Genomic DNA, 22,017 nt, shown 5'->3' with positions numbered 1-22,017 from the left:
TGATGATGAAACGGAATAAGGTTCGTTGGGGGATTATTGGCTGCGGCGATGTGACGGAAGTAAAAAGCGGTCCTGCTTTCCAAAAAATTGGCAACTCTGAATTGGTTGCAGTTATGCGGAGGACGGGTGAACTTGCGAAAGACTATGCGGAACGGCATCATGTTCCAAAATGGTACGACAATGGAGATAAACTGATTCATGACCCTGAAGTAGACGCTGTCTATATCGCGACACCTCCAGGTTCACATAAAGAATATACCATCAAGGCAGCACAGGCAGGGAAAATTGTTTATGTAGAAAAGCCCATGGCTCTTAATTTCTCTGAATGTCAGGAGATGATCGCTGCCTGTGAAAAAGCTGGTGTTCCCTTATATGTTGCCTACTACCGCAGGGCACATGAGAAATTTTTAAAAATAAAAGAGCTGTTGGAAAATGAGGCAATTGGTGATGTACGGTTCGTATCTACAACCCAGTACCAAAAAGCTACCGTTGATGTTTTGGATTCTCAAAATCTTCCCTGGAGAGTTCAACCCGAATTAGCTGGTGGAGGACTGTTTTTTGATTTAGCCAGCCATACACTTGATATAGTAGATTTTTTACTAGGACCTATCAAGTCTGTCCAAGGTTTTGCCTCGAATCAAGCAGGCTATTATCGGGCCGAAGACATTGTAACAGGTACATATCAGTTTGAATCAGGAGTCCACGGCGTGGGAAATTGGTGTTTTAGTGCTTTTGAGAATGTGGATGTAAATGAAATTGTCGGAAGTAAAGGGAAAATTACCTTTTCGACTTTTGGAAATGACCCTGTTGTATTAAAGAATGAGGCGGGAACAGAGGAATTTAGTTTCGAACCGCCAAAACATGTCCATCAACCTCTAATAGAAACGGTTGTGGCTGAATTAACAACGGGTAACGGAAAGTGTCCAAGCGAGGGTGAATCAGGGGCAAGAACAAATTGGGTTATGGGGGAAATGGTGAAGAATTATTATAAGGATATCTAACTTATAATGGGTCGGGGAGTGACCCTAAATTGTTTTTGGAAAGGGTGTCGGTCACTCAAGCGGGAAGTGCAAATCAATTACATCCGCCCTCCTAAACCTATATCATAGATAGAGGCTTTTGGAAGATTGTGTTCGAAGGGGGAACCGCAAAAATATGTTCTATCTGCTTGCCTTTTTGGGTGTATTCGTAATAGCTATCATTCTTTTCGTTCGCTTGCATCCAACGTTTGGAAGAACACCTAGTAAAACCCAACAACAGACCTACAGTAACTTCGTGAATTTCAAGAATGGGAAATTTGTGAATCAACATCCAACAGATATGAAAATGAGTGTCTCAACCGTTTTGTCATTATTGAAGGACGCTCTAATTGGAAAAAAAGATCGTAAACCAAATAATCCGATTCCCATTTCAATCGATTGGAACAGTATTCGAAGTGAGAAAGACAGTTTGACTTGGTTTGGGCATTCGACCTTCTTCCTTCGTTTAGATAACAAAAAAATATTAATTGATCCAATGTTCGGTCTCTCCCCGTCTCCAGTTACACTAGTGGGAAGCAAGAGGTATAGTAATGATTTGTTATATGCAATTAACGAGCTGCCCCTCATCGATGCTGTTTTCATCACGCATGACCATTACGACCATTTAGACTATACTTCCATTCTAAGATTAAAAGAGAAAGCTGGTCATTTTTTTGTTCCAATCGGCGTCGGAGCACATTTACAGAAGTGGGGAGTAGCGACCGAGAAAATTACTGAATTAAATTGGTGGGATGAAATGGAATGGCAAGGATTAAAAGTCGCTGCTGTTCCTTCACAGCATTTTTCAGGCAGAGGAATATTCAATCGAGATTCTACCCTTTGGATGGGCTGGGTAATTTTAGGGGAAAAGTACAGATTATATACCAGTGGTGATGGCGGGTATGGTCCACATTTTAAAAAGATTGGAGAAAAATACGGTCCTTTCGATCTTACCTTAATAGAAGGTGGGCAATATGATGAACGATGGGCCGCTATTCATATGAAACCAGAAGATTCCATCCAGGCTCACCTCGATGTAAAAGGTAAAAACATGATGCTGAGTCACTGGGGTGCGTTTACACTGGCATACCATTCATGGACAGACCCTGTAGAAAGAGCATTAAAAAAGGCTAAGGAAAAAGAAGTTAACATAATCACTCCCAAAATCGGTGAGACAGTCCTTCTGAATGGAACTCTCCCAACACCCGTACCTTGGTGGAAATAAGTAAGTATTAATAAATCGTTGAATGTGAAATGGCTTTTGTGGAAAACTTTAGGAGTATAAATAGGTAGGGAAATTATTTTAAATATGAGGTGTAGATATGAAATTGGAAGTAACGAAAGAGGCTGCGGCTTGGTATATATCTGAGATGAATTTAAAATCAGGTGATTATGTACAGTTTGTTGTAAAAATTTATGGCGGAATACCGACGCCTCATAAATCCTATTATTTAGGATTATCAGTAGGAAAAGAAGGTACAATCGCGATTAAGGATGAAGTGGAAGGAATCACATTTTACTTTGATGATCGTGATGCTTGGTTTTTAGAGAATTATGATTTAGCAGTTGTACGGAAAGACGACGATGTAGATTATATCTTCACATAGGACCGTTTTTAAAATCATAAAAAGAGGGGAAATAGAGCAAAATAGGAAGAAATAGTAGGTGTGTGAACTATGCTCTTCATTTATGTTCTACTTTTCCTCTTAGCAGCAATTAAATGGGGTGACTGGCGAAGGTGGAGGGATTTTTATCCCACCATCTTATTCTTCATTATTGGGGATCTCTTAAAAAATTTTTTACTTTATAATCATTGGTTGTGGACGTATAAAGAAACAATCATTTTTGAAAACATTTTTAGGAATCACACAATCATCAACATTACGGTCATGTTTATTGGCTACCCCTCAACAATATTCATTTACTTAGGGCGCTTTCCAAAAACAAGTTTAAAACAAGGATTGTGGTTTTCTTTTTGGGTATTTCTCTATTCTATATTGGAATATATAAATCTCCACTATTTACATTTAATAAGACATCATAATGGCTGGAGTATGATGTGGTCAGTGTTATTTAATATCGTTATGTTTTTAATGCTTCGAATTCATTACAAAAATCCACTTATGGCTTGGGGTTTATCCCTAATCTGGATTCTTTTTTTGTTGATGATGTTCCCGATCCCACTTGAAAATATGAAATAGTTTTATGAATTATGGAAAAAAACGTTACGTATTGTCGATATGATAAGACTGGTTAAAGGACGACATTAAACGAAGAGAACATAAATACATAAACTGCCAAAAAGAAACCAAACTAAAATTATGGATGCCGATGTAAAAATATGTCCTCTACGAAATCCATCAAGGTTGGCATTCTAAAGAATATTTAAACAACCTTCAAAGGACGGTGAAAAAATGTCTAAAAATAAGAATGATGAATTAAGATATAATAAGGCTATGCCTAAATCAGATGCAGAATTTGCTCAAGACGGGCTTGAAAAAGTAGCATTAAAAGCCCAAGAGGGAAATAAAAAGAAAAAGTAGATTGGTTATCAACATGAGAATGAGATCGCTGCGGCGGTCTTTTTGTTTTTGAGTACATTCTCTTTATTCGTTATGCTCATCATACCTGATGGTTCCCCTGAATAAATTGTTAAAAGAAATAGGACATAAGTAATGAACGGTTTTGCTTACTCAGACGTAATATTTCTAGTTATCAATAAGGTAAGATAAATAACGAATAAGGGACGATGAGAATGATGAGTAAAGAGTTGGAAGTGACGATACAAGGACAATATCCGCTAGCAGCTGCCTTAACACTCCCGAACGGAAGAGATGAAAAATTCCCTTTAGTTGTAATGGTTCATGGAAGTGGACCGATAGATCGAGATTCGAATGCTAAAGGAATGCCTATGAACATTTTTAAGGAATTAACAGAACTAGTTGTTGCAGAAAGATTTGCCAGTATCCGGTATGATAAAAGGGGTGTAGGGGCTAGTAAAGGAGACTATTATGAAATGGGTGTGTACGATTTAATCGATGACGCTAGGGCCGTATTAGAGTTTGCAAAAAATCATCCAAACATAGATTCAGAGAATGTGATTTTACTTGGACACAGCGAAGGATGTATTATCGCGCCATACGTATACGAGCAAGTTCCAGTTCATGCAATGATTCTTCTTGCAGGCACAGCTGAGCCATTACCAGAAACAACGAAGTGGCAACGTGAAGAAATAATGAAGGATTTACGATCTGTAAAAGGATTTCAAGGATGGTTGCTTCGATTATTAAAAGTAGAGAAAAAAATAACAAAAATGAATGATGATTTATTTAAGTTGCTGCAAGAATCGGATGATCCTGTCATTAAGTATAAAGGGAAAAAAATCAATGCTAAATGGAATCGAGAAACTTCACAATTTGACGTATCAAAACCGTTACAAAAGGTCACATGTCCTGTGTTGGCGATTACGGGAACAAAGGATGTAAACGTAAAGGTTGGCGATCTAGAAAAGATCAAAGCACTTGTTCAGGGTGAATGTGAAACACATATTATTCAAGATATGACTCATATGCTTCGAAAAACAGATGTGGAATATAGTATGAGCAAAATCATGAATCAAAATAAAAAATCACTTAAACAACCGGTTGACCCTGAACTAAAAGATAAGATAGTTAAATGGTTAAGAAACTGGAAAACGAGACAGATTAACTCCGATCAAAAGGTAATGCTGGTAAAATAAATTGATTTCCTAAAAATGGGATAGGAAAAGAATAAGGATAAAAACAACTTATCTGTAAAAAATACTCCTGTTAAATACTAAATAGGAGTGTGGGTATGGAACAATCACTATATGAAAAAGTCGGTGGGGAAGAAGCCATTTCAAAAGTGGTCGACTATTTTTATAACGAGTTGGTTTTAAAGGATGATACTGTGAATCACTTTTTTGAAGAAACCGATATGGAGAAACAACGGCGTCATCAGGCAAAATTTATTAGCTTTGCCTTAGGAGGTCCAAATCAATATTCTGGCCAATCTATGGCGAAAGCACATGAAGGAATGAATCTCCAGCCAGAGCATTTTAATGCGATTGTCAATCATCTCCACGATGCACTTGCTCACTTTGGAGTGAATGAATCCGACATAGATACCGCCCTAACGAAAGTAGCGTCATTACGAGAAGATATATTGTATCAATAATGGTTTTCTGTTTTTGAATCAAGAAGGAGCTGCCAATCGGAAGATCTCTCTTTTTGGACAACAATCTACTTTTGGGAAACAATAAGCGGGAATGGATGAAAGAACAAAGTGGATGGCTAATTTTCAGATGAAGTGGATGGTCCAAAATGATTCTAGTTGCGTTATTATATAATTGTGAAGAGTTTCTATTAAAATTTTAAAAGCAATTATATCGGGGTGCAGCATGGAAATCATGATTGGTTTGGTTATTTTGATATTAATTTTTTCGGCGGTGTCAACTTTATTCATCACTGGGAAGCCTGACGAAAACTACACAGGTAAGACCAAAAGAAATACGACTAACTTAACTTTAATATATGTAGTCATTATTTCTTTATCTTTAGTTTCACTAGGGATATATATTTGGTTGACTTAGTCAATAAGGAACGAAAAGACAGTCCACAGACTGTCTTTTTTAATACGTTTAGGTCACGTAGAAACAATGGTTAGTGCCTCAGCAAACCTTTTTATACCTTCACTTATTTTTTCTTCATTTTCCCGCGCAAAGGTAAAACGGACATAGCCTTTTTCAGTCCCCAATGTTGTTCCCGGAACATAAATAACTCCTCTTTTAATGGATTCTTCAAGTAAATGAATTTCATTAAATTCGTTATTTATTCTGCACCATAAATGAATTCCGCCTTGTGGTTTGTAATACTCAACTTGATCCTTTAAAAAAGCGTTTAAACTAGTGATCATTTGATCTCTGCGACTTTCCAATTCCGTTACTAACTTTTTCATATGGGTTTTAAAATCAGTTGATTCTAAAAAATCATTCGCAATCCACTGGGAGTAACTGGCATGCCCAAAGTCGACTTGCTGTTTGGCGTCTGATAACCTCTCAATCACCGCTCTTGGTCCAATAATCCATCCAATCCTTAAACCGGAAGCAACAATTTTGGTCAATGAGCTTATATATAAAACATTCCCATAATCGTCTAATAATTTTAGAGTCCTCATTTTTTCACCTGAAAAAGATGTTAAACTGTATGGGTCATCTTCCACCACCGGTATCCCATATTCAGAAGATAATTCAAGGATTTTTTTTCTACGCTCTAAAGACAGTAGAGTGCCAGTTGGATTTTGAAAAATAGGATTCAAAAAAATCATCCGAATTCTATGTTTTTTATATAATTCCGTTATATCATCAGGATTCATTCCGTCCTTATCGGATTTCAAATAATAGGTTTTGATGCCTGTTGATTTAAAAATCGGCAGGTTGTAGTGATAAGATGGATTTTCAATTGCCACAGAATCACCAGGCTTTAACAAACATTGAACGACAAGATGCAATGCTTGCTGTGCCCCCGAGGTAATTAATATATTCGCTGGATTCGTCTCTATCCCACGAAACTGGTAAACATGGTTCGCAAGGGTTTCACGAAAAATCGCACTTCCTTGTGGATGATCATACCCCAAGTTCCCCATAAACGATCGGGTTGAAGTAATTTCTCGTAGTGAGGTCATGGGAAAAAGATCCTGCGACAGCTCCCCGCTAGCTAAATTTATTAGTTTTTGCTCTGCCATTTCTTTATGGATTCTTTGGGTAACAGGTAAATTTGGAAGAAACGAACCCGCCTCAATATACCGATTCCAACTCGGAATACGTTTCTTGGCAATCCCCCAGATATCCTTGCTAACGGTTGTTCCACTGCCTCTATTTCGATCAATAAGTCCGTTTCCTTCCAATTCGTTATAGGCGGCAATAACTGTACTTCTGTTTATTCCAAGCTCTTTTGCCAAACCTCTCTCAGAAGGTAAAGGTTTATCATGCGGAAAACTTCCGTCACCAATCCCATTCTCAATATATAGTGCTAGTTGTTTATAAATCGGTGTTTTAGATTCTCTATCCGGTTTCCAATCCATTTGCTACATCCTTTAGTAAAAGTAAGTCTCTTTCTACTATTGTATACTTTTTCCCATATTAATTCATGGCATGGTTGGTGAAATAGTCCATGATTATGTATCGATTCTATTTTATTTTAAATGCTAATCCCTTTGTCTCTAATGCAGACCTAAGTTTTGGTAATGAAGCTGGGCCCATACCGTGAAACTTCAGAATTTCTTTTTCACTAAAGTTTGCTAGTTGTTGCAAAGTGATAATCCCATTGCTTTCCAATGCTCTTCTAGCTGGTGCAGAGAGAGTCGAAAGAAAGCCGCTCTCAGGTTTTCGTTCTTGCTCACAAGTCGGGCAGGTTGGACAATCGCTGCTCTTATAATATTGGTGTCCTTTGTCGCATGTCCTTAAAGTTTTATTTGAAGTTGTCATTTTAAAGTCTCCTTACCACACTGATATCGCTGTTATTAGTACTATTATAATACAGTTAGTAAAATCAGAAAACTTATGATTGTTTACTCCCAAAATGATAAAAGGAAAACTATCTGATATTCAGCCTCTAAATATAGACATATTTTATTACTTAGAATGCAAACTACAAGAAAGGAGGGAGCGGTGAGATAAGTGAATAACAAAACGGTAGATGTTGATGTTTGTATTGTTGGGGCAGGACCGAGTGGAGCATTATTAAGTTATTTATTGGCCAAAAATGGCGTGACTACCATGATTATCGAGCGGGGCTCTGGAAATACTCCCGCATTCAGGGGCGAGCATATTAGTGCCGAGACAGAAAATATTTTAGAAGAACATCAATTGTTCCATAAGATAGAAGAAAAAGGCTTGCTTCGAATGGAAAGAGTAGAATTTTTTGATCACGGGCAAGTGGTAAAAACGATTACTCCCCAGAAGGATGAGGAACACGTAGGCATTCATGTCCCCCAGGCTCACTTAATCAGTACCATCTTAGAGGAAGCATCAAAATATGATCATTTTAACCATATGGTTAAAACAAAAGGTACCGGACTTATTCAAAGTGAAAATGGAAGTTACTGTGGAGTAAAGGCAATAAAAGGGGAAGAAGAATGGACGATTAACTGTTCCATTGTGGTTGGTGCAGATGGCCGTTATCCAACAGTACGAAACCTTGCAAATATCCCGTGTGAAATCATCAAACACGGCTATGATGTATTATGGGCAAAGATACCTGCACCGGCAGGATGGGAACCAACAGTAAGATTGCTGCTTGCGAACGGTCAACAGCTTGCACTTTTTACTCAAACAGGAGGATTTGTTCAAATTGGGTGGAACATTAGAGAAGGTATATTTCCAGAACTAAAAAAACTCCACCTTAGTACGATTCTAAATCCTCTTCATGAAAACTTCCCTGAATTAAAAGAAAACATACAGCTTCATCTTCAGTCTTGGAAGGATATCGTTTTTTTAGATGTTTTTAGTTCAAAAAGTCCTACTTGGGTCAAGGACGGACTTGTAATCATTGGGGATGCTGCCCATACGATGACACCAACAGGCGCAATTGGAATTAATGCGGGGATGAAAGATGCTTATGTTTTAGCTCCAATCCTAACGAAGGCAATCAGAACAAAACAATTTAGTGAGGACATATTGAGAGAATTCGAAGATCTTCGTAGAGATAAAGTAGAATTACTTCAAGAAGTACAAATCAATGAAGAAAAATCATATCATACCAACTTTGAGCAGTATTCACTATTGGAGAACCGAATAGGAACCTTAACACCCCAGACAATTGAATGAAACGAAAAATAGCCGGCCTTTTTCAATAATTAAGAGGTCGGTTTGTATGCTTTTGATTTTGTTAAACATGGGATTTTTACTATAATTACATTCGGAAGGGAGACAAAGTATTTTAGATTTTGAATACATAAAGTGAGAAAAAAAGAGTTGGAAATGAGGAAAATGATTTGAGTGCAAAGACAAAGCAAAAACCCAGTAAACTAAAAATGATTATACGGGCATTATTGGTTATGATTGGGGCATTTATTACAGCATACGGACTAGAAACAGTATTAATCCCAAACAATGTATCAGACGGTGGGGTGACCGGTCTAAGTATTGTGGGTTCTCAATTATTTGGATTACCTTTAGGTCTCCTTATTGCCGTACTAAACATTCCATTCGTATTTTTAGGTTATAAACAGATTGGTACAAGTTTTGCACTTTACTCCGTTATTGGTATTGCGTCGCTGGCAACCGGCACGCTTCTTATGCATCATTTTACACCTATTGTTGTTGGAGATACCTTGTTAGTAACAGTTGTTGGCGGAATCATTATCGGTTTTGGAATGGGTTTGGCTTTACGAAATGGCGGCGCATTAGATGGAATTGATATGTTAGCCGTATTACTTTCACGTAGATTACCTTTTGGAACAAGTGACCTTATTTTATTTTTAAATATGTTCGTCTTTATTGTTGTGTCAACCGTCTTCGGTCTTCAAGGAGCGATTCTTTCGGCCATCGCTTATTATATTGCTTCTAAGGTCATACATATCGTGGAAGAAGGTTTAAGTGGTTCTAAAACCTTTAAAATTATTACCAATGAACCAGAATTAATGGTAGAGAAGATTCGTGACAACTTAGGACGCGGTGCAACTTATAATGTGGTGGAAGGCGGTTATTCAAATGAAAAATTCAAGGAAATCAATTGTGTGATTAACCGATTAGAAGATAGTAAAATGAAAGAAATTATTAACGAAATTGACGAAAATGCCTTTGTCATTGTCTATGATGTAGCAGAAGTAAAGGGTGGTAACTTCAAGAAGCATGATGTTCATTAAGGTGAAGCAAAATTAATTTTTTCAAGGTTTTAGATGGATAGAAATTAAACGGCAAAAAAATGTCCTTCATTTGATTGAAGGACATTTTGCCTTTCTAGCTTGGATCATTTTCATCCAATGTCAAAATGGTTACATTCGTTGATTCACCGTTCGCAATTTCCTCTTCCGTAGCGTCCTGATTTAACACATCTTCCGTATTCATTCCCTCAGCAAGCGTTGGTTCTCTTTTTGAATATGTATCTTTTTTCATCCCAAATACCTCTTTCCAACAATAATGTGACCATGAAATTATTGTTTCCAAATAGAATTATTTTATCAAATTTTATATATATATAAGGTGTATTATCAACATTAAATCAGATCCAAAAAATTAAATCTTTCTTTACTAATTCATCGATCTTTAACATCAAATTAACTTTAACTTAAAAAACTGGTTATATAATGAAATTGGTTTAAAAGGAGAAATTATGATGCTGACATTCGAGAAATATCGGTCTCCAATTTTGGTATGGTGTATCTATTAGATTAAGAGTGGAAGTGTGAAGCTGTTTTTCTGGCAGCATTAAAATCTAGGAGGAAAATCCGATTATGTCTAATTTGCGTTTTAGTGCCTTATCTCTCGTAATATCAGGAATATTATTTGTACTTTATCCTATAATTCGTCCATTTTCCGATGAAGCTTCCTTAGAAGGAGCAGCAGCTTTCGCATCTACCGAATGGCTGGTGGCTCATATACTCGCCATTGTAGCTTTTACACTATTGCCTCTAGGTTTTCTCGGGCTTTATCATTCATTACAAGATACTACATTAAAACCATTAATCTATTCTGCGGTTGTATTATGTTTATTAGGCACAGGTTTATCTTTACCGTTTTATGGAGGGGAAACGTACGGTCTACATGCTATCGGGCTGGAGGCGATAACACAACAGACAGCAGCTTTGGTTAGCATTTCAAATGTAGTACGTACTGGTACAGGACTAATTATGTTCCTGATAGGTCTCATGGTACTTGCTATTGCCTCGATAATAGTTGCGGTTACGATTTGGAGGTCAGGAAAGTACCAAAAATGGAGCGGTATCCCCTTCGCGTTAGGAATGGTTTTATATATCCCACAATTCTTTGGTGGTCAGCAGCTTCGTGTAATTCACGGTTTGCTTGTCACTATAGGGTGCTTATGGATAGCTGTTGGGTTATGGAGGGAAAGTAAACCAAGTATCAACCAAAAAGCAAAAGAGAAGCATTTCTTAGGTTAATTTAATAATTTTGTGTAAAGGGATGAAGAAAAAATAAAAACCTAGATCCATTTGATCTAAGCGAAGTTCGGTTAAATATAAATTTGGGTTGATAAAAAAGGTGTATCACAGATGTGTTAATAAATATGCCTAATACCAGATAAAGGGATTGTTAATGACTTTTGTTTTTCATCTTTTAGAGAAAGTATTTGTTCAATTAGATTTAATTTAAAAACTCGCCCTCTAATCGTTTGTAAGACTCCATTCGTATAATAATCAATGGTAATAAGTTTATCTTCAGTTAGTTTTTTCAAAAACATATATATCCTCCTTTAATAAGAAATGATTTAACACAATCCCATTATATAAATAGTTTTTTAAGATAATATTAATAAGATGTTAAAGATATGTGAATTAAGAACGTATTAACAAAATTGATGGAGATTGATACTAATATAAAAGACCATGGTTGTATTCAAATTTCTAATTCAAAAAGTGATTATATGAGGATGTAGGTTAGGATATTAGAGGAAGAGGGAGTTAGAAGTCGCTTTTCCAAGCAGAACTATTTAAGTTTCCGTACAATCTAGTGAACTTTTTAAAATATGGGATCATATAATTGATTTTTTTAACGACAGCTCATTGTTGTCGTTTTTTTAATTAAAGAAGAATTTGAAAAAAATACTGTATTGGATCGATTTTGTCATAAAAACATGCATCCATGCATCTACCTAAATAAGGGGGTGTAATATGCGCAACTCAAAGCGAATGACATCAGGTATTTGGGGGAATAAAAGTCCAGGTGATTTAACTGTCACGGTGGACTTTTATTCCAAGGCAACACGTCTTGTCATGGGTGCTCTGTTAGGATCAGTAGCCGTTATTCTTCAGTCAGCTGGCATTTTCACTGGTCCAGGATATATTTTTAGTATGTTAACAACGGGTCCTATTGTCCTAGCTTGTCTTCTGTCCACGAGAATCGGACTGATGACGTATATTGTTTCGATTTTCCTCTTAGCCGTGGTCCAGCCAAGTGAATTAATGGTGTTTCCTTTTACAACAGGTTTGTTAGGCTTGAGTATCGGATTGGGTCTAAAGTATATAAAGAGACCGATTTTCATCGTTTTCTTTGCCTCAGTATGTTTATCAATGGGTATTTGCATTTTACTCTACGGAATAGGGTTTCCCGTCCTAGGACCGTCTGTATCTTCTGAATTTAATATATTGGTCTTCTTTGGAATTTTTACTTTTTCTCTTATTTACAGCTGGATTTGGCTGAGAGTAAGTCTTTTGGTATTTTACGTGTTTCATAAGGCGATCATTCGTAGACCCCCCACTAAGAAGTAGGGGGTCTTGTCGGATTCAACATGGAGCTGTAAAATAACGATGAATCACATAAATTGAGGTATCTAAATGAAAAAATATAAATTAATTAAAAATTTCAGAGGCCAATATAAAAAGGGTACTACTTACTTTCTTATAAGTGAATCTGAGTTTATTGGCGTTAAAGAATTCGTTTTACAAACGAAGAATTTAGACGGCAAAATCATCCTTTCCGAAAAAGAACTGAAGGGTCACTTTAGACAAATATATTAATTATCGTTTGGCATGTACTCCGAAGGAAATAAAAACATGTAGGAAAACTATTCGGACCCGTTTGGTGTGGAAAGTAGGAGACTAGTAACGAATAGAGAGTATTCGTGCCCGTTTTGTTTGAAAAGTGGAAAAAACGGTAACGAAAAAGCGCTTTTCGTTACCTTAAAATCTAAAAATATAGGAAACCGGTAAAGAATAAAAATTATTCATGCCCTTCTATAACTAAATGAACAAAGCCTATTTCATATTGATGAAAATAGGCTTTGTTTTTATTTATATTTCACTATCAACAAGATGATAAGCCTTAAATTCTAGTTTCTTTGTTGTTTCAAGATGGATTATTTCTCTACTATCTAATTTTATTCTTTTTGAAAATAGTGGACCATCAAAGACAAAGGTATGATATTCACCCGATTCACCCATTGGACAGATGGCAGTCTGTTCGACCTCTCGGATAAAGGATCTATCTATTAGTCTACCAAGCCAGGTTTCATCTAATACATCTTCCCTAACACGAATTACAATTGCCTTGTAGCCAGAACTAACAAAATTCTCAAGTAATTTTAATGAATTTTCCTTTTTCGTCCAAAGCGGATATAAGGCCTCAACACCAGCTGCGCTTGCCACTTTTTCTCCCCAATCGCGATGTTCCTGCAAATATAAATCACCGTAAGCAATACCTTTGATTTCATATTGTTCTTTCAAAGTTTGTACGGCATTTACAAATTCAGTGGTATAGGTTTCGTATGTACATTCTATGAAATGAACAGGGATGGAGAGAGCCTCACCTTGTAATGTAATCATTTCAGTCCGCTCGCCGTGCCCAAAGGTGCGACCATGCTCTTTGGGGACCGTAGTAACCAAACTAACAAGTTCATAGCCTGCCTTGGTAAGAGTATCCAATGCGATACAACAATCCTTACCGCCGCTCCATGATAATACAATTCGTTTTTTCAACATGATCATCCTCATTAACTATTACTTTTCTTTATATTTTATCACAATCTCAAGTTGTATTGGCATAGCTTCTGCATAGAAATCCCCTGTCAAGAATGAAAGATAGGTAACCTCCTTACACCCCAAAAAAAACCATTTGTATCTATAATCTCCCAATTTCCATACATAAAAATGAATGATAGTATCAAGTAATGAAAAAAGGGGTGGACCGTTAATGTTGTTTAGGGGAGTGAAGACGAAAGAGGATGTCATCATTCGAAGATCTATAAGTCCTGGTTTATTGGCATTGTACGTTGATACGTTGGTAATGGCTATTGGTTTTTATATGCTTGTTCCCATTTTAAGTGTTTATTTTATTAATCATTTAGGTATGAGTACGGTACTTTCTGGATCGATTATTGCAGTCAGTGGTTTAGCACAAAATGGATTACGGTTTTTTTGTGGGATTGCGGCTGACCGGATTGGATACAAGAAAGCCATTCTATTAGGTGTTGGGATTCGTATCGTTGGCTTTACCCTATATGGTATTGTCCATAATCCAGTAGGGTTTGCAATGGCTGCATTTATTTCCGGTTTGGGTGGTGCGCTCTTCCATCCCGCAAGCTTCGGTGCCTATGCCAAAACCACTAGTGAAGAAATGAAATCAAAGATTTTTAGTATTCGAGAGACTCTCAGTAATGTTGGCTTTATTCTGGGTCCCGTTATAGGGATGTTTCTTCTTCGGTTCGATTTTTCTCTAGTTTGCTTTACATCCGGATTTATGTTTGTGCTTGCATTTTTACTATCGTGGCTTCTATTGCCAAAAATGGATGGTGAAACGACAGAAAAACAGGAACTCATTCCAATTGCAAAAAAAATAGTAAAGAATAAAAATTTTATTATATTTTGTCTGTTAATTATCGGTGTTTGGGCATTAAACGTTCAGCTTTATCTATCCGTTCCTGTAAGAGCTAAAGTATTACTGGAAAATGTTGATCATGTAGCTTTTCTTTATATGGCTGGAGCATTATTTATGGTACTGCTGCAAATTCCATTGTTACAAATTCTATCGAAGAGAATTCATCAACTTCAAATTATGGCGATAGGTACATTCATTCTAGGAACTAGTTTGTTGATATTCGGCTTCACAACAGGTCTTTGGTCAATGTTAGGGGCGGTGCTTATTTTTACTCTTGGACAGATGCTGGTTGTACCTACGATGAATCACTTAATATCTAATTTCTCTGATTCTCAATCCTTTGCAACTTATTTTGGATTTACCGGATGGAGTTTTGCTCTAGGCGGCTTCCTGGGGAATACAGGCGGAGGATATCTCCATGATCTTACATTACAAAGCCAGTATTCCTTGGTACCATGGATAACGATGTTTATATTCGGATGCATCATAACCATTATTTTTTATAGGAAAGGGTCCAAAAACTAAAAAAAACACATAGTCAGCTAAAATGCCTCCGAAGTACTAATTATTTTTAAATGATAAACTTCAATCAATAGGATGATGAAAACCCTCAAGTTAGAAGAATTAAATTTAGAGAAGGAGGTCACAATGCTGAATTACATTGTAAAGATAGAGAACAAGGAGGGAAAACATAGATGAAAAGTACAGTCGTTCAAAATTTAAGTACAGAACCAAACATTACGTTAAAAAAGAAATCTCGTTTTCGTCAAGCTCTTGAAAGACTCAACAAATATAAAGCGCTTTATTTTATATCGATACCAGGAATCTTATATTTCCTAATCTTTAAATATACCCCGTTAATGGGATCGATTATTGCCTTCAAGGATTACAATATATTCATGGGAATATGGGATAGCACTTGGGTGGGCCTTAAACATTTTAAGGGGCTTTTTCAAAATCCAGATTCGATTCGTGTTTTAAAAAACACTTTGCTGTTAAGTTTTTATGATATATTAATTTTTCCTGCTCCTCTGATATTAGCGTTGTTATTGAATGAATTACGGTTAGTAGTTTATAAGAGGTTTATTCAAACGATTGTTTATATGCCGCATTTTCTGTCTTGGGTTATTATCAGCGGCTTGTTTATTGGAATTCTTTCTCCGACTACTGGTATTGTAAATAAATTTATTGAATGGTTAGGACATGAGCCGATTTATTTTATGGGATCTGAAGATTTTATTCGTCCGATACTGGTGCTCACATATTTATGGCAAAGTGTGGGCTGGGGAACGATTATTTACTTAGCAGCACTTGCAGGCGTCAACCCGGAACTCTATGAAGCTGCTAGAGTAGACGGCGCCAACAGACTTCAGCAAATTTGGAATGTAACAATTCCTGCCATTCTTCCAACGTTTAGTATTTTATTCCTTCTCCATATCGGACATTTTCTTGATTTCGGTTTTGAAAGGGTTTACGTATTTCTCAATCCATTAAACCAGGCAAATGGAGATATTCTTGATACGTATATTTATGAGGTAGGTCTACGAAATTCCCAGTACAGTTTTACGACTGCAATCGGACTATTTAAATCAATCGTCGGACTCGTGCTTCTGGTAGTAGCAAACTTTGTCAGCAAAAGAGTATCAGGGAACAGTTTATATTAGGAGGGGAAAAGATGAAATATAGTACAAGCTTAAAATCAAAAATATTTGATGTCGGAAATATGTTGTTTTTAGCATTTCTTTCGCTTACGATGTTACTTCCTTTATTATCTGTATTTGCTAAATCATTCAGCAACTCGAATGCTATAGCGAAAGGGGAGGTCTTCTTTTGGCCGGTAGATTTTACCTTAATCAATTATGAATATGTGTTCCACGACGCATCTATTTGGAGGGCATTTCTGGTATCAGTAATTATTACAGTGGGTGGGACATTTATTAACTTATTGGCTACAACGTCTCTTGCTTACCCGCTATCAAGACCGGAATATAAAGGGAAAAAGATCATTTTATTCATGGTATTATTCACAATGATTTTTTCTGCACCTTTGATTCCGTCGTATTTAGTTGTTAAAAGCTTCGGAATGGTTGATACGCTCTGGGCTTTAATTATTCCAAGTATGATTAGTGCATTCAATTTCTTTGTTATGAGATCTTTTTTCTTAAATATACCGAGCACCTTAATCGATGCAGCCCGAATAGACGGTCTTGGGGAGCTGGGAATCTTATTCCGCATTGTATTACCACTATCAAAGCCTGTTTTAGCCACAATTGGTATCTTTTATGGTGTGAGCCACTGGAATAGTTATCAAACTGCCTTGTACTACTTAAATGATCCAAAATTGTATCCGTTGCAGGTAAAATTAAGACAAATGATTGTTAATGATGAAATGTCAGTAGAAGCCAATTCTGTGTATTCAACCATTGCATTAAATTCACCTGAAGGTATTCAAATGGCTACAGTAGTGGTTGCAACACTGCCAATATTATTGTTGTATCCATTTTTACAAAAGCATTTTGTAAAAGGAACCATGCTTGGTTCAATTAAAGAGTAATTATAAAAAAATCCCAAGTAGACTAAAAGATAGCCCATTGTTGATAGATTAATTGAAAGAATATAATCAATACAAGCGAATGAAAACGCTTGCTAAATTAAATAGAGGGGGCAAGATCAATGAAGGATGTTAAAAAAGCTTTAAAGATTTTTGCAGTTGCACTTTTTTCGCTTATTTTACTAGCAGGATGTCAAAGTAAGCAAACATCTAAAAAAGCCGATGAAACAAAAGAAACAAAAGAAACAGAAGAGGTATCAAAGGAACCATTAAAATTCTCGATTTCCATGCGTACACTAGCTTTTACTCATGTGGAAAATTCTCCAAATATCAATGAGGATGAGTATGTAAAGGAGCTGGAAAAGTTAACGAACACAGATTTAGATATTCGTCTTATGCCGCATAATGAATACTCGACAAAAATGGACTTAATGTTTGCTTCAGGAGATATACCGGATGTTGTTCAGACATCGGCAGGTTTTGGTGAAGGAAGTGGACAATCTTTACAACAGGCCGTTGAAGCAGGTGTATTCCTGCCGCTTGACGATCTAATTGAAAAGTATGGACCAAATTTAAAAAAGTATATTCCAGAGCAAGCTTGGGAGAAACAAAGATATAAGGATGGTAAGATTTATTCAATTCCAGAGTTCCTTTCTAATCCTTCACGGAGAGCAACGTATATCCGAAAAGACTTATTGGATAAAGCCGGTTTGGAAGTACCAAAAACTGTTGAAGAATCGTTAAATGTTTTACGTGAATTTAAGAAAATGGGTGTAGCACAGCCATTTGGCGGACGCGCAGACTTCAAGTATGCTGATACTTTCTTTGGAGCATTCGATGTTTTCCCTTACAGCAGCATGTGGGAACTAGATAAAGCTGGAAAACCTGTACCGAAGTTCTTTGATTCAAAAAGTATGGAGGCAGCCCTTGAAACATATAAGACTATGTATGATGAAGGTTTGCTTCATAAAGAATTTTTAACAATTGATTCAAAGCAGTATAAAAATGAAGCGATAACTGGCAACATTGGAATGTGGTCTATGAATGCCAATGAATTATTACAATGGGAGCAGCAATTAAAGGAAAATGTACCTGATGCTGAAATTGCGATTATTCCTTCTCCAACAGGACCAGACGGCAAAGGTGGATATTACCTATATGGTGATGTAACACGTGCTTACGCCATCAATAAAGAAACAGAAAATCCAGAAAGAATAATTAAATTCTTTGACTGGATGCTATCAGAAGAAGCAGAAAAGTACTTCACATACGGAATTGAAGGAAAAGATTACACAATGGAAAATGGAAAAATCAACTATAAGACCCCTCAAACAGTTGATGAAGTAAACATTGAACGTTACCGTACTGCATTCCTTTGGATGGTCCAGGACACCACTTATATTAAAGGGTTACTGGAAATGACACCGGATGGCCAGGAACTGATTAAGGTGTACGATGACATTCTTGCAAAAGAAGGCCGTGATGGGATAAATTTTGACCCGCCATTGAAGGCTTTGGATACACTGCCTGATCTTCAGCCAAGTTCGGATACTCCGCCAAAATTGTTGATGGGGCATATGGCTAAGATGATTACTGGCGCTGAACCAATCAGCGATTGGCCAAAGGTGGTTGAGGAATGGAAAGAAAGAGGCGGTACTAAGGTATTAGAAGAAGCGGCTGATAGATATAAAAACAAAGAATATACAGAATCAAGAAGAAAATAACAAGATCTGGCTGTCCTAAAATTTACTTTGGGATAGCCTTCTTGCATATGACCATGTCATGAAACCTATAATATCGACCGTTTATTTAGTTTTCCGAAACAATTTTATTTTTCCCACAGATTTCATTGTATAATATTTAATAGTTCGAAAAATTCAATAAAAGGGGTGCGACAGTCAATGAAAATATTAATTATTGAAGATGAATTCATGATCCGTAAAAAATTACGCCATCTCTTAGAGCATTTGGAATTTGAAGGAATGTGCATAGACGAAATCCTTGAAGCCGAAGATGGTATTGATGCAGAACTTCTTTTACAGGATCAAGCATTCGATATTATCTTTACGGATATTAATATGCCAGAAATGGATGGTCTAACGCTGCTGGAGAAATCATCCAATTATCAACCTGCTGCTCACTGGGTTATCTTATCCGGCCATGATTCGTTCCAATATGCACAGAAGGCGATTTATCATGGTGCAAAAGACTATCTTTTGAAACCGATTACAAAGGATAAATTGAATGAGACGATGCAACGTTTAGTAGAGAATATCAAAAGTGAGCAGAATAACTTCATTGAAATCGATGATATGGAAAAAATGTTAGCAAACCTGGAATCTGCCATTTGGGTCTTAGACGGAGAACTTGTAAAAGAAACCATGGGAACGTGGGGAGATAAAGTAGAGAAAAAAAATTTAAAGCTATCATACTATCAAAGTCTAATGAATCATTTATTAAAAAACCTAGTGGTTCGGATTAACCAAAAAGGAAGCATCAGCCTTGATGTTACATTTAATTTGATGGGAGAGCATATCAATCAAATTACCAGCCAATTTATGGAAAGCTGTTTATATGTGATTGACATGACAAAAATCCAAAGAAAAGGAAAGTTAGTTGACCCGATTGAGACAGCGAAGGAATATATGAGCAAGAATGTTTGTGCCAAAGTAAACTTGGAGGAGGTTGCCCAAATACTAGGTCTTAACAGTTGTTATTTTAGTCAATTATTTAAAAGGGAAACAGGGCAGACATTTGTCGATTATCGCATTCATTTAAGAATGGAAGCAGCTAAACAGCTGCTTGAACGTAGTAATTTGCGGATTATTGATATTTCTAGTGAAATTGGATATGATGACGCCCCGCATTTCACCAAGACATTTAAGAAATATACCGGCATCTCGCCGAAAGAATATCGAAAGTCATTAGGGATCAAAGCATGAAGAAATGGCTTCATAGTATGAACCTTTTTCAAAGATTGCTGTTGTATTTTTCAATTGTTATGATATTACCATTAATCATTGTGGCAAGTATCATTTATATGCAATCATCCAATAGTCTTGAGAAACAAACAGAAGACTATCTCGGACAAGTGGTCACAAATGTGTCTTTTCAAACGGACCGTTTTGTAAAGAATTACGAGTTAGTAACCCTGCCGATTGTTTCCAATTCGAATGTAAAGCATTTCCTTGATTTGGAGGAAACAAATGTGAAGGTGAAGGAACATATCCGCTATCAATATTACGAAGAAATATGGACCATGATGGATACCATCATCATGCAGAAGCCTGAAATCAATAGAATGTACATAATGGGAGACAACGGAAGACATATTGATTTACGTGATAAGGGAAGTTCTTTTTCCGAAGAAAAATATAATCAGTTAAAAGAGATTACTCCCGACAGCGGAAAAATGATAATTTATCCGTCCAATCAAAACGGTCATGTTACCTTATCGATTGCAAGAAAAATCAGAGGTATGAAGTCGTTTACTCCTAATGGAATCTTAATCATCCAAATTAATGCTTCCGAATTAGGAGAATTGTGGAAAGAGGCCAACTTAGGTAACGAAGGATTTTTTATGATTGCAGACCGGGATGGAAATGTCATCTATCATCCTGACTCAAAATTTATTGGTAATACGTTGAATAAAGTGGGAAGAGAAAAGATTGCTCAGTTGAACAATGGTACTTTTTTCGATCAATGGAATAATGAATCCACATTTTTTCATTTTTTAACTTCCGATTATACCGGATGGAAACTGATTGCAGCCGTGCCTGAGTCACAGCTGTTTGCTCCCATTTCCGGTGTCCGATTAACGGGTATTATTTCAGCTATTATTGTGACGATTATTGCCCTTATTTTATCACTTAACTTTATTATGCAGATTATAAAACCAATAAGATTGTTAGAACGGACAATGAAAACTGTCGAGCAGGGGAAGTGGAAAAAGGTACCGAATCTTTCAAGAAAGGATGAAATAAGCAGCCTGCTAAGGAGCTATAATACCATGGTGGACAGGCTCTCCACGCTAGTTGATCAGGTCTATAAAGCGGAGTTAAAGAACAAACAGGTAAAAATCGAATTGCAGGAAAGAGAGCTTGAAAAACAAAAGATAGAGATCCAGGCACTTCAATCACAGATTAATCCCCACTTTTTGTACAATACCCTTGAAACGATGAACGCATATGGGGTTATTAATGGAGTGGAGGAAATTTCAGAGATGTCAGAGGCCTTAGCGAGTATGTTCCGTTATTCTGTCCGGAGTTTTGAATTGGTCACATTAGCGGATGAAATTGAACATGTCAAAAGCTATCTCATTATTCACGACCACAGAATAAAAAAGCCTATTAAACTGGTTGAAGATATTGAACCTTCTTTATATAATGCCTCCATAGCGAAGCTCAGTCTGCAGCCTCTTGTTGAGAATGCGATTCAACATGGCTATCGGAAAGGAATGCTGGAAATCGTGATAACGATTCGAGCGGCCATACATGGTTCGTGTCTTCATGTTTCTGTTATCGACAATGGCAGGGGAATGACAAATGAAAGATTGATAGAAATTCAGGGGGCTATGACGCCTGATAAAAAGAACAGGCCGGACCTCAGAAGCGATCTCGGTATTGGGGTCACCAATGTTAATCGACGGATTCAACTCCTTTTTGGCGATCAATATGGATTAGAACTAAAAAGTAAGGTAAATGAGGGCACAATGGTTTCGATTGTTCTACCAAACCAAACCCCAGATAGTAAAACAGGAAAAACCGCCTAATAATCTCTTGAACTTTCTAAAATTTTGATAAGTCTATATAAAGAAAACAACGGTCTCTCCCATAACCAATTGGTTAAAATGAAGGTAGATTTTTTACCATTAATTG

Annotated in this window: 23 protein-coding genes; 18 read left to right on the top strand and 5 right to left on the bottom strand. The window is 36.7% G+C overall.

Annotation, left to right across the window (positions count from 1 at the left end):
• The first annotated feature begins 5 nt into the window (after window positions 1-5).
• The 7 genes from V7108_RS06720 (at window position 6) to V7108_RS06690 (ending at window position 5,216) form a co-directional block, all read left to right on the top strand.
• Window positions 6-1,001: a Gfo/Idh/MocA family protein gene (locus V7108_RS06720; RefSeq protein ID WP_335567762.1), complete on the top strand. Its 996-nt coding sequence runs from the start codon at window positions 6-8 to the stop codon at window positions 999-1,001.
• Window positions 1,002-1,155: 154 nt separating this feature from the next.
• Window positions 1,156-2,244: an MBL fold metallo-hydrolase gene (locus V7108_RS06715; RefSeq protein ID WP_335567665.1), complete on the top strand. Its 1,089-nt coding sequence runs from the start codon at window positions 1,156-1,158 to the stop codon at window positions 2,242-2,244.
• Between the two features lie 97 nt (window positions 2,245-2,341).
• A complete protein-coding gene (locus tag V7108_RS06710; protein ID WP_335567664.1) occupies window positions 2,342-2,626 on the top strand; it encodes a HesB/YadR/YfhF family protein in 285 nt (94 codons plus the stop codon).
• Between the two features lie 69 nt (window positions 2,627-2,695).
• Complete coding sequence (locus tag V7108_RS06705; protein WP_335567663.1) at window positions 2,696-3,220, top strand: CBO0543 family protein; 525 nt, start codon at window positions 2,696-2,698, stop codon at window positions 3,218-3,220.
• A 213-nt stretch (window positions 3,221-3,433) separates the two neighbouring features.
• Complete coding sequence (locus V7108_RS06700) at window positions 3,434-3,562, top strand: hypothetical protein (protein ID WP_335567662.1); 129 nt, start codon at window positions 3,434-3,436, stop codon at window positions 3,560-3,562.
• 215 nt (window positions 3,563-3,777) lie between these two features.
• Entirely contained in the window at window positions 3,778-4,758 is a 981-nt protein-coding gene (locus tag V7108_RS06695; RefSeq protein WP_335567661.1) for an alpha/beta hydrolase family protein, read from the top strand.
• 95 nt (window positions 4,759-4,853) lie between these two features.
• Window positions 4,854-5,216, top strand: a complete 363-nt coding sequence (locus V7108_RS06690) for a group I truncated hemoglobin (RefSeq protein ID WP_335567660.1) — start codon at window positions 4,854-4,856, stop codon at window positions 5,214-5,216.
• Window positions 5,217-5,684: 468 nt separating this feature from the next.
• Here the strand turns inward: V7108_RS06690 and V7108_RS06685 are convergent, their stop codons facing one another.
• A complete protein-coding gene (locus V7108_RS06685) occupies window positions 5,685-7,121 on the bottom strand; it encodes a PLP-dependent aminotransferase family protein (RefSeq protein ID WP_335567659.1) in 1,437 nt (478 codons plus the stop codon).
• Window positions 7,122-7,227: 106 nt separating this feature from the next.
• Window positions 7,228-7,524 (bottom strand): RNA polymerase alpha subunit C-terminal domain-containing protein, encoded by a 297-nt coding sequence (locus tag V7108_RS06680; protein WP_335567658.1) that lies wholly within the window; start codon window positions 7,522-7,524, stop codon window positions 7,228-7,230.
• Window positions 7,525-7,716: 192 nt separating this feature from the next.
• On the opposite strand from V7108_RS06680, the gene V7108_RS06675 reads away from it, so the two are divergent.
• Window positions 7,717-8,865 (top strand): FAD-dependent monooxygenase, encoded by a 1,149-nt coding sequence (locus tag V7108_RS06675; RefSeq protein WP_335567657.1) that lies wholly within the window; start codon window positions 7,717-7,719, stop codon window positions 8,863-8,865.
• Window positions 8,866-9,071: 206 nt separating this feature from the next.
• The gene (locus V7108_RS06670; protein ID WP_335567761.1) at window positions 9,072-9,905 is read left to right on the top strand and encodes a YitT family protein; all 834 of its coding nucleotides are present in this window, start codon (window positions 9,072-9,074) and stop codon (window positions 9,903-9,905) included.
• 94 nt (window positions 9,906-9,999) lie between these two features.
• On the opposite strand, the gene V7108_RS06665 is transcribed toward V7108_RS06670, so the two are convergent.
• On the bottom strand, window positions 10,000-10,155 hold the full coding sequence (locus V7108_RS06665; protein WP_335567656.1) for a hypothetical protein: 156 nt from the start codon (window positions 10,153-10,155) through the stop codon (window positions 10,000-10,002).
• Between the two features lie 338 nt (window positions 10,156-10,493).
• Between V7108_RS06665 and V7108_RS06660 the strand changes: the two genes are divergently transcribed.
• The gene (locus tag V7108_RS06660; protein ID WP_335567655.1) at window positions 10,494-11,159 is read left to right on the top strand and encodes a hypothetical protein; all 666 of its coding nucleotides are present in this window, start codon (window positions 10,494-10,496) and stop codon (window positions 11,157-11,159) included.
• Between the two features lie 116 nt (window positions 11,160-11,275).
• Here the strand turns inward: V7108_RS06660 and V7108_RS06655 are convergent, their stop codons facing one another.
• Window positions 11,276-11,458, bottom strand: coding sequence for a YolD-like family protein (locus tag V7108_RS06655; RefSeq protein WP_335567654.1), 183 nt, complete (start codon window positions 11,456-11,458; stop codon window positions 11,276-11,278).
• A 430-nt stretch (window positions 11,459-11,888) separates the two neighbouring features.
• Here V7108_RS06655 and V7108_RS06650 point away from each other — a divergent pair, with 430 nt between their 5' ends.
• Both V7108_RS06650 and V7108_RS06645 read left to right on the top strand, forming a co-directional pair.
• The gene (locus V7108_RS06650) at window positions 11,889-12,485 is read left to right on the top strand and encodes a hypothetical protein (protein WP_335567653.1); all 597 of its coding nucleotides are present in this window, start codon (window positions 11,889-11,891) and stop codon (window positions 12,483-12,485) included.
• 66 nt (window positions 12,486-12,551) lie between these two features.
• The gene (locus tag V7108_RS06645; protein ID WP_335567652.1) at window positions 12,552-12,734 is read left to right on the top strand and encodes a hypothetical protein; all 183 of its coding nucleotides are present in this window, start codon (window positions 12,552-12,554) and stop codon (window positions 12,732-12,734) included.
• Window positions 12,735-13,007: 273 nt separating this feature from the next.
• On the opposite strand, the gene V7108_RS06640 is transcribed toward V7108_RS06645, so the two are convergent.
• Window positions 13,008-13,694 (bottom strand): diphthine--ammonia ligase, encoded by a 687-nt coding sequence (locus V7108_RS06640; RefSeq protein ID WP_335567651.1) that lies wholly within the window; start codon window positions 13,692-13,694, stop codon window positions 13,008-13,010.
• Window positions 13,695-13,905: 211 nt separating this feature from the next.
• Between V7108_RS06640 and V7108_RS06635 the strand changes: the two genes are divergently transcribed.
• The 6 genes from V7108_RS06635 to V7108_RS06610 all read left to right on the top strand — a co-directional run bounded on the left by V7108_RS06635 (window position 13,906) and on the right by V7108_RS06610 (window position 21,911).
• Window positions 13,906-15,114, top strand: a complete 1,209-nt coding sequence (locus V7108_RS06635) for an MFS transporter (protein WP_335567650.1) — start codon at window positions 13,906-13,908, stop codon at window positions 15,112-15,114.
• 170 nt (window positions 15,115-15,284) lie between these two features.
• On the top strand, window positions 15,285-16,253 hold the full coding sequence (locus V7108_RS06630) for an ABC transporter permease (RefSeq protein WP_335567649.1): 969 nt from the start codon (window positions 15,285-15,287) through the stop codon (window positions 16,251-16,253).
• 11 nt (window positions 16,254-16,264) lie between these two features.
• Window positions 16,265-17,143 (top strand): carbohydrate ABC transporter permease, encoded by an 879-nt coding sequence (locus V7108_RS06625; protein WP_335567648.1) that lies wholly within the window; start codon window positions 16,265-16,267, stop codon window positions 17,141-17,143.
• 119 nt (window positions 17,144-17,262) lie between these two features.
• On the top strand, window positions 17,263-18,864 hold the full coding sequence (locus tag V7108_RS06620; RefSeq protein ID WP_335567647.1) for an extracellular solute-binding protein: 1,602 nt from the start codon (window positions 17,263-17,265) through the stop codon (window positions 18,862-18,864).
• Window positions 18,865-19,041: 177 nt separating this feature from the next.
• Window positions 19,042-20,082 (top strand): response regulator transcription factor, encoded by a 1,041-nt coding sequence (locus V7108_RS06615; RefSeq protein ID WP_335567646.1) that lies wholly within the window; start codon window positions 19,042-19,044, stop codon window positions 20,080-20,082.
• Window positions 20,079-21,911 (top strand): sensor histidine kinase, encoded by a 1,833-nt coding sequence (locus V7108_RS06610; RefSeq protein ID WP_335567645.1) that lies wholly within the window; start codon window positions 20,079-20,081, stop codon window positions 21,909-21,911. Before V7108_RS06615 ends, V7108_RS06610 begins: the two co-directional genes overlap by 4 nt.
• Window positions 21,912-22,017: the final 106 nt, after the last annotated feature.

The organism is Neobacillus vireti (assembly GCF_036962345.1).
GTDB lineage: Bacteria > Bacillota > Bacilli > Bacillales > Cytobacillaceae > Neobacillus > Neobacillus vireti_A.
This window is presented reverse-complemented; position numbering and strand designations above follow the sequence as displayed.

Coding starts and splice junctions, on each gene's coding strand:
- V7108_RS06720 (WP_335567762.1), top strand. CDS start 6: ATGAAACGGAATAAGGTTCGTTGGGGGATTATTGGCTGCGGCGATGTG.
- V7108_RS06715 (WP_335567665.1), top strand. CDS start 1,156: ATGTTCTATCTGCTTGCCTTTTTGGGTGTATTCGTAATAGCTATCATT.
- V7108_RS06710 (WP_335567664.1), top strand. CDS start 2,342: ATGAAATTGGAAGTAACGAAAGAGGCTGCGGCTTGGTATATATCTGAG.
- V7108_RS06705 (WP_335567663.1), top strand. CDS start 2,696: ATGCTCTTCATTTATGTTCTACTTTTCCTCTTAGCAGCAATTAAATGG.
- V7108_RS06700 (WP_335567662.1), top strand. CDS start 3,434: ATGTCTAAAAATAAGAATGATGAATTAAGATATAATAAGGCTATGCCT.
- V7108_RS06695 (WP_335567661.1), top strand. CDS start 3,778: ATGAGTAAAGAGTTGGAAGTGACGATACAAGGACAATATCCGCTAGCA.
- V7108_RS06690 (WP_335567660.1), top strand. CDS start 4,854: ATGGAACAATCACTATATGAAAAAGTCGGTGGGGAAGAAGCCATTTCA.
- V7108_RS06685 (WP_335567659.1), bottom strand. CDS start 7,121: ATGGATTGGAAACCGGATAGAGAATCTAAAACACCGATTTATAAACAA.
- V7108_RS06680 (WP_335567658.1), bottom strand. CDS start 7,524: ATGACAACTTCAAATAAAACTTTAAGGACATGCGACAAAGGACACCAA.
- V7108_RS06670 (WP_335567761.1), top strand. CDS start 9,072: ATGATTATACGGGCATTATTGGTTATGATTGGGGCATTTATTACAGCA.
- V7108_RS06665 (WP_335567656.1), bottom strand. CDS start 10,155: ATGAAAAAAGATACATATTCAAAAAGAGAACCAACGCTTGCTGAGGGA.
- V7108_RS06660 (WP_335567655.1), top strand. CDS start 10,494: ATGTCTAATTTGCGTTTTAGTGCCTTATCTCTCGTAATATCAGGAATA.
- V7108_RS06655 (WP_335567654.1), bottom strand. CDS start 11,458: ATGTTTTTGAAAAAACTAACTGAAGATAAACTTATTACCATTGATTAT.
- V7108_RS06650 (WP_335567653.1), top strand. CDS start 11,889: ATGCGCAACTCAAAGCGAATGACATCAGGTATTTGGGGGAATAAAAGT.
- V7108_RS06645 (WP_335567652.1), top strand. CDS start 12,552: ATGAAAAAATATAAATTAATTAAAAATTTCAGAGGCCAATATAAAAAG.
- V7108_RS06640 (WP_335567651.1), bottom strand. CDS start 13,694: ATGTTGAAAAAACGAATTGTATTATCATGGAGCGGCGGTAAGGATTGT.
- V7108_RS06635 (WP_335567650.1), top strand. CDS start 13,906: ATGTTGTTTAGGGGAGTGAAGACGAAAGAGGATGTCATCATTCGAAGA.
- V7108_RS06630 (WP_335567649.1), top strand. CDS start 15,285: ATGAAAAGTACAGTCGTTCAAAATTTAAGTACAGAACCAAACATTACG.
- V7108_RS06625 (WP_335567648.1), top strand. CDS start 16,265: ATGAAATATAGTACAAGCTTAAAATCAAAAATATTTGATGTCGGAAAT.
- V7108_RS06620 (WP_335567647.1), top strand. CDS start 17,263: ATGAAGGATGTTAAAAAAGCTTTAAAGATTTTTGCAGTTGCACTTTTT.
- V7108_RS06615 (WP_335567646.1), top strand. CDS start 19,042: ATGAAAATATTAATTATTGAAGATGAATTCATGATCCGTAAAAAATTA.
- V7108_RS06610 (WP_335567645.1), top strand. CDS start 20,079: ATGAAGAAATGGCTTCATAGTATGAACCTTTTTCAAAGATTGCTGTTG.